Annotated in this window: 4 protein-coding genes and 1 pseudogene; 3 read left to right on the top strand and 2 right to left on the bottom strand. The window is 61.6% G+C overall.

The features are described from left to right. Nucleotides 1–270, bottom strand: a 270-nt coding sequence (locus tag M0954_RS00005) for a hypothetical protein (RefSeq protein WP_297350926.1), incomplete at its 3' end; no start/stop codon positions are given. 914 nt (nt 271–1,184) lie between these two features. Then, entirely contained in the window at nt 1,185–2,537 is a 1,353-nt protein-coding gene (locus M0954_RS00010; protein WP_297350929.1) for a chloride channel protein, read from the bottom strand. 291 nt (nt 2,538–2,828) lie between these two features. On the opposite strand from M0954_RS00010, the gene M0954_RS00015 reads away from it, so the two are divergent. The 3 genes and pseudogenes from M0954_RS00015 to M0954_RS00025 all read left to right on the top strand — a co-directional run. Next, nucleotides 2,829–4,046, top strand: coding sequence for an MFS transporter (locus M0954_RS00015; protein ID WP_297350931.1), 1,218 nt, complete (start codon nt 2,829–2,831; stop codon nt 4,044–4,046). Between the two features lie 294 nt (nt 4,047–4,340). Next, on the top strand, nt 4,341–5,213 hold the full coding sequence (locus tag M0954_RS00020) for a TetR/AcrR family transcriptional regulator (RefSeq protein ID WP_122154455.1): 873 nt from the start codon (nt 4,341–4,343) through the stop codon (nt 5,211–5,213). Nucleotides 5,214–5,367: 154 nt separating this feature from the next. Further along, a pseudogene (locus M0954_RS00025) lies at nt 5,368–7,208 on the top strand (acyl-CoA dehydrogenase); the annotation flags it as partial.

The raw sequence follows: 7,208 nt of genomic DNA on the forward strand, positions 1-7,208 counted from the left end.
GAGTGCGCGCGGGGTCCAGAACAGCACGGGAATCGTCATTCCGATCGCTCCGGCGACTCTCAGGAGAATTAGCTCCTTGGAGTGCAGATGAGCGGGATCGAGCACGTTTAATCGGCAGAAGTCGCGGACGGAAAATACGACCCACAACGCGGTGAAGATTGCAATGGCGAGCCTCCGCTGTCCGGAGAACCGTCGCGCGTAGTCCCGACGGAACGCGCGCTCCTGAGCCGCCGAACTGAACCTGCGCACCCTGAGGTCTGACGATCTCATGACGACGTTCGATCAGGAAATTCGCCGTCCGCAGATAGGGCAGCGTGCAATTCAAACAGGATAGCAGCCTGCCATCCAAAGTTATACACACAAATGTAGCGTTCTGGATGCGTCTGCCAGACCAGGAGCGCCCACATCTTTCCGGAGTCGATTCCGGCCGCCTGGCTACCTACGTGGGTGGCGACGGCGCCCAAGCCGACCGAGAATCGATATGACAGCACCGGCAAACGAGAGTCGAGGTGTCTTGTAACTTTTATTTGCCTCGGTGCCCCGTCCTCTCCCGGACTTTCATTCGCATTGCTTTTCGTGCTTGAGGCGGTCCGGGTTTGTCTCGTCCCGTCGCAACCGGATGTTGCGGCAACGCTAGTTAAAAGAGGTTCTTATGAAAACAGCCTTAATCGTCGCTGGTGGACTACTCTGCACCTGCGCCTGGCACGCCAATGCGCAGGCCATCAGCGCAAATCCGACAACTGGGGTTCAGGCCAGCGCGGACAATTCGGAGGGGCCGGACATATCTGGAAACTCCACGTCTGGCGTTCCTGCCGCTCTCCATGCCAAAACCCGCGAGGAAGTCTATCAAGACCTTGTGCGCTCACAGAAAAATGGTGAAGCGGCGCGGCTGCAAGACCTCTATAGAGGCGGTTGAGCTTCCCTTGATCTACGATCGGGGCTGCGCGTGAAAATGAAAGGTGATCGCGATAAGCAGTCCTTAAATCACCGTTCTCTATCGAACGGCGAATACACTCAGGCATAGTCCCGGCCGCAGCGGTCCGCCGGCTCTTGGTTTTTGTCGTGTTTCCTAAAGGACTGCATGGCTTTGCGGATAAAGATCGGCCTTAACAGATGACCGTATCTAAGCCCAGCTAACCGGTGCTTCAGGGCAAACGCGCCGCTACCTATCGACACAAGCCCACTCAACCCTCGCCCGCCGACCTCGCCATCACCGCCCCCGCCGGCTTCGCCTGCGCCGTAGCCGGCACGCTGCGCGCCGCCCACACAGTCGCCAGCAACTTGAAGGTCGACACGGAGCCCGCCACCGCGAGCAGGATGGGCACGAGAAAGTCATGGCTCACGCGGGTGAACTCAAGAATCAGCACAACCGCGGTCAGCGGCATCTGCATTGATGCGGCCAGAAACGCACCTGCGCCGACAATCGCAAAAGCTCCGGAAGACGTGCCCGGCCAGATCATGTTCCATATCCCACCGAGAATGATCGCGAGCAATGCACCATTCGCGAGCCCCGGCGTTAGCAGACCGCCTTCGGCACCTGCACGCAGACTGCCGGCTGTGATCGCAACCTTGAGGACCAGCAGTACCGCCGCCAGCCCGATCGTCAGTTCGCTATTGAACGAGAGACCGGCCGGGCCCTTGCCATTGCCGAGTAACTGCGGAAACTCGATGGCCAGCACACCGATGATCGCAAAGTTGAGCAGCGCCAGAACCGGCAGCCGCCAGTCCTTCGGTGCATGAGCGCGGGCACGCGTGGTCAACTGTGTGAAGCCCCAGGCCGCCAGCCCAAAGATCGGTCCGCAGAGCGCCGACCACACCACAAGCGGCGTGCTCAGCAGCAACTGCGGCACCGAATATTGATGCTCATTGCCCAGACCGATCCACGCGACCACAGCGCCAATCGAAGAAGTCGCCACCGCCGGTACCAACGCGGCCCAGCCGAACGTGCCCAACAACACTTCCAGCACGAACACCGCACCGCCTAACGGCACGTTATAGACCGCAGCGAGCCCGGCCCCGGCGCCGCACGCCACCATGATGCGGCGCTCAGCGACCGTCAGCCCCGCGCGATGCGACAGCCAGCCGGCCCACACCGAGCCGATCTCGCGCGGTGCCACCTCGCGGCCAAGCGGCGAGCCCAGTGCGACCGTCACGATCTGCAGCACCGCATGAATCACCGTGCTGACCACCGGCATACGCGGATCTTCCGATTTGACCGCCTTCTTGATACTGACGAGCGGACGCCCGTAGCGATACAGCGCCCACCAGCCGAGACCGGCGACCAGGCCGCACACGACCATCACCAGCACTCGCCGCTCGGGCGGCGCGCCGTTCACGCCGGTCAGAAAACTCTCGTTGCTGATGACATGCTCGAGGCTGTATCCAAACGCAATGTGCTGGATCCAGTGCAGCAACAGCGCCAGCAGCATGCCGCCAAGACCCGCGCCGACGCCGGTCAGCAGAGTCACACTGACAAGCACAGCGAACGGGCTTCGGTTGTCAGCCGCGGACTCGGAGGGGATCGATCTGGTGGACATGATGAGAGCAATGATAGAAGCTAATTTCGGATGCCGTCATCGTATGCCGCAGCACAGCATGAGGCAAATTTATTTTTATAATTTATTGATTCATTTTATGAATATATCTACGGCCGGCAAACGATCGGGGACGCGTGGACATTAGGGACATCTACTGAGAAACCGCATTTCAAGCATGCAGACGCTTAACCGTCGGCGTACACTCCCTGCGAGCCCGCTGCACGGGGCGCGCGGGTCGCCTTGCGATCCGCCGTAAGGCAGGGGTTGTTCGGAGACTTGGAGAAAAAACATATGAGTTGGACTCGGGAACAGAAAAACGTCACTATCGCCGCCTATCTCGGGTGGACGCTCGATGCATTCGATTTCTTTCTGATGGTGTTCATTCTGAAAGATATCGCGAGCGAATTCGGTACTGACGTCAAAACCGTAGCCTTTGGGATCACCTTGAGCCTGATGATGCGTCCGGTCGGCGCACTCATTTTTGGCTGGCTCGCCGATAAATTCGGCCGCCGCCCCACGCTGATGGTCAACATCGCGTGTTATTCGTTGCTTGAACTGCTGTCCGGCTTCTCCCCCAACCTCACCACGCTGCTCGTGCTGCGCGCACTGTTCGGTATCGCAATGGGCGGCGAATGGGGCGTGGGCGGCGCACTGACCATGGAAACCGTGCCGGCCAAATCGCGCGGCGTCGTCTCCGGTCTGCTGCAAGCCGGCTATCCAAGCGGCTATCTGCTCGCCTCGGTCGTGTTCGGCGTGCTGTATCAGTACATCGGCTGGCGCGGCATGTTCATGGTCGGCGTGCTTCCTGCGCTGCTGGTGCTTTACGTGCGCGCACATGTGCCTGAGTCGCCTGCGTTCAAAACGCTGGAAAAACGCGCAAGGCCAGGGTTGCTTGCAACGCTAAAGAAGAACGTCACGTTGTCGATCTACTCGATCGTCCTGATGACCGCGTTCAATTTCTTCTCGCACGGTTCGCAGGACCAGTACCCCACCTTCCTTCGTGAACAGCATCACTTCGACGCGCATACGGTCTCGCTGATCGCCATCGTGCTGAATATCGGTGCGATCTGCGGGGGTCTCTTCTTCGGCTTCATCTCCGAGAAAATCGGCCGCAAGCGTGCGATCTTTATCGCGGCCTTGATCGCACTGCCGGTGCTGCCGTTGTGGGCGTTCTCGACCACGCCGGTGCTGCTGGCGGTCGGCGCGTTCCTGATGCAGATTTCGGTGCAAGGCGCCTGGGGCGTGATTCCGGTGCATCTGAACGAAATCTCTCCGGATGAAATCCGCGCCACCTTCCCGGGCCTCGTGTACCAGCTCGGCAACCTGTTCGCCTCGGTCAACGCGCCGCTGCAGGCGGGCCTCGCCGAGCGGCACGGCAACAACTATGCGCTCGTCATGGCCGTGGTGATCGGTATCGTCGCCGTGGTAATTGCAGTACTGATTCCGTTTAGTCGTGAACGCCGAGGCATAGATATGACACAATCTGCCAAAGAGGTTGCAGCGGTTTAATATCAGCAGTACCGAAACACACTTATAGGCGGCCACAGGCCGCCACGCCAGGCAGTACCGCGAGGCCGTTCCGATAGCAATCGGAACGGCCTTTTTTATTCGGCAACCGAAACGGCAACCCCAGCGGTGACCGAAGCATTTGATGCACCGCAGCGGTGCCCTTTTAGAGGAGTCCGTCCACAGAGAGCCCTTGCCCGATGATGCAAATCCTTCTTATCCTGAAAAAAACGCGCGTTTCAAATGCGCATTTGAATCGCTTGTTCGCGGCCGGGTGACCGGCATTGGGAGCGCAACATGGCAGTTCGTACGACAGGCCGGCACACCGGCGACACGAAGTCTCGCATCCTCGACGCCGCAGAAACGTTGTTCATTGAATGCGGCTATGAGGCCATGTCGCTGCGTCAGATTACCTCGCGCGCCGAGGTCAATCTCGCAGCGGTCAACTATCACTTCGGCAGCAAGGAAGCGCTGATTCACGCGATGCTCTCGCGCCGCCTCGACCGCCTCAACCAGGAACGGGTCAAGTTGCTCGAGCGCTTCGACAGCATGCTCGGCCCGCGTCTCACGTGCGAACACGTGCTGGGCGCGATGTTCATTCCGGCGTTGCGGCTGTCGCGCGATCCGCGGGTTGGCGGTAAGGCGTTCCTGCGTCTGCTCGGACGCGCTTACACCGATCCGTCGTCGTTCATTCGCGACTTTCTGAATGGACACTACGCTTTGGTGGCGGAGCGTTTCTTCGCGGCATTCCAGCGCGCGCTGCCGCATCTGCCGCGCGACGAACTCGGCTGGCGTCTGCACTTTGCGATCGGCGCGCTCTCCGGCGTGCTGGCGGGCACCGATACCGACAGCCTCATCACGGAGTTCTCGCAGGGCAAGTCGATGAACGATCTGCAACTGATCGCGCGCCTCGCCTCGCTGATGGTCGCCGCGCTCAAGGCGCCGCTACCCGATGCGACCCAACTGGCCGCCTTCGCGGCCGTGCTGGGCGACGCCACAGACGGCACGGGCGACGGCCAGGACAGTGCCTGCGGCAGCGGCAGCAGCGCGGCGGCTGCGCTCGGCGCCGCCGAACCCGAGACGCGGTCACGCGAACCGGAACGCCTGGGTGGTGGACCGAGTGGCGGCCTGAGCGGTTCATTGCGGCACGTCGCGCACGGCGCAGCCTGAGCGGGTCACGTCCGGGCTAGCCCGGACGTGACCGCCCCGTCTCTCACCGGCGCCGCGGTGCACCTGGCACCGCATGTGCTGTCAAACAAACAATGCGAACCTTCCGCATCCTGCGGACGCGTCCGCACGCACCATCAAATCAGGAGGAAACGCCATGTCATGGTTCTTCTTAGTGCTGGTCCTCGCCGCTGCGGCACTGGTCTATGTACAGGCCCGCGCCTCGTGGTGGCTCGCCTTCCTGATCGTATGGGTCGCGGCCGCGCATCTGAGCGGTGCGGCGGGGCCGGTTGCAACGGCTATCCTCGCAATCGTATTCGTGCTGCCCGCGCTGGTTCTCACGCTCAAGCCGCTGCGGCGCGCCTGGATCTCGAAGCCGGTGCTCGAGATCTTCCGCAAGATCCTGCCGGAGATGTCGCCGACCGAGCGCGATGCCATCGAAGCAGGCACGGTCTGGTGGGACGCCGCGCTGTTCTCCGGACGCCCGCATTGGGACACCTTGCTCGGCCACGGTCCCGCAAAGCTCACCGCTGAAGAGCAGTCGTTTCTGGACGTCGAGTGCCAGCATCTGTGCGATCTCGCCAACGACTGGGAGACGACCACTGTCTGGCAAGACCTGTCACCGCAAACGTGGCAATACATCAAGGAGCGCGGCTTCCTCGGCATGATCATTCCGAAGCAGTACGGCGGCAAGCAGTTTTCCGCTTACGCGCATTCGCAGGTCATCATGAAGCTCTCCACGCGTTGCTCGGCCGCCGCCGTTTCGGTGATGGTGCCAAACTCGCTCGGCCCTGCCGAATTGCTGATGCACTACGGCACGGAAGAGCAGAAGAACCACTATCTGCCGCGTCTCGCACGCGGCATCGAAATCCCCTGCTTCGCGTTGACGAGTCCGTATGCGGGTTCGGATGCCGCGGCGATTCCGGATGTAGGCGTCGTTTGCAAGGGCACCTTTGAAGGCCGCGAGACGCTCGGCTTTCGCGTCACGTGGGACAAACGCTACATCACGCTCGGACCGATTGCGACCGTGCTCGGCCTCGCGTTCCGTGCGCTCGATCCCGATCATCTGCTCGGGTCTACTGATGAACCTGGCATCACCTGCGCGCTGATTCCGACCAGTCATCCTGGCGTCAATATCGGCCGTCGTCACTGGCCGCTCAACGCCGTGTTCCAGAACGGTCCGAACTCGGGCAAGGACGTCTTCATTCCGCTCGACTGGGTGATCGGCGGACGCGATCAGGTCGGCAACGGCTGGCGCATGCTGATGGAATGCCTCGCCGCGGGGCGCGCGATCTCGCTGCCGTCGTCGAATGTCGGCATGGCGAAGATCGCCGTGCGCGGAACCGGGGCGTATGCCGCCGTGCGCCGCCAGTTCCGGACCGCGATCGGCAAGTTCGAAGGGGTGCAGGAAGCGCTCGGCCGCATGGGCGGCAACCTGTACGTTATGGACGCGGCTCGGCGGCTCTCCGCACATGCGGTCGACCTCGGCGAAAAGCCCTCGGTGATCTCGGCGATCGCGAAGTATCACGTCACCGAGCGCGCCCGCATGGTCATCAACGATGGCATGGACGTCACCGCCGGCAAGGGCATCTGCATGGGACCGTCGAACTTTCTCGCGCGCGCCTACCAGCAGGTACCGGTTTCGATCACCGTCGAAGGGGCGAACATTCTCACGCGCTGTCTGATCATCTTCGGCCAGGGCGCCATCCGCTGCCATCCGTATGTGCTGAAGGAAATGGCCGCGACGCGCGAAGCTGACCATGGCAAAGCGCTGCGCGATTTCGATGACGCATTCTTCGGGCATGTGAGCTTTACGCTTTCGAACGTCGTGCGCAGTTTCGTCTATGGCATCACGGCCGGTGCATTCATCAGGAGACCGCAACGTGCGTATGTGCCGCTGGTCCCCTACTATCGCGCAGCCACCCGCATCTCCACCGTGTTCGCTGCTCGCCGACGTATCGATGTTCGTGCTGGGCGGCGATCTGAAGCGGCGTGAGC

This window comes from Paraburkholderia sp. (genome assembly GCF_026225065.1).
GTDB lineage: Bacteria > Pseudomonadota > Gammaproteobacteria > Burkholderiales > Burkholderiaceae > Paraburkholderia.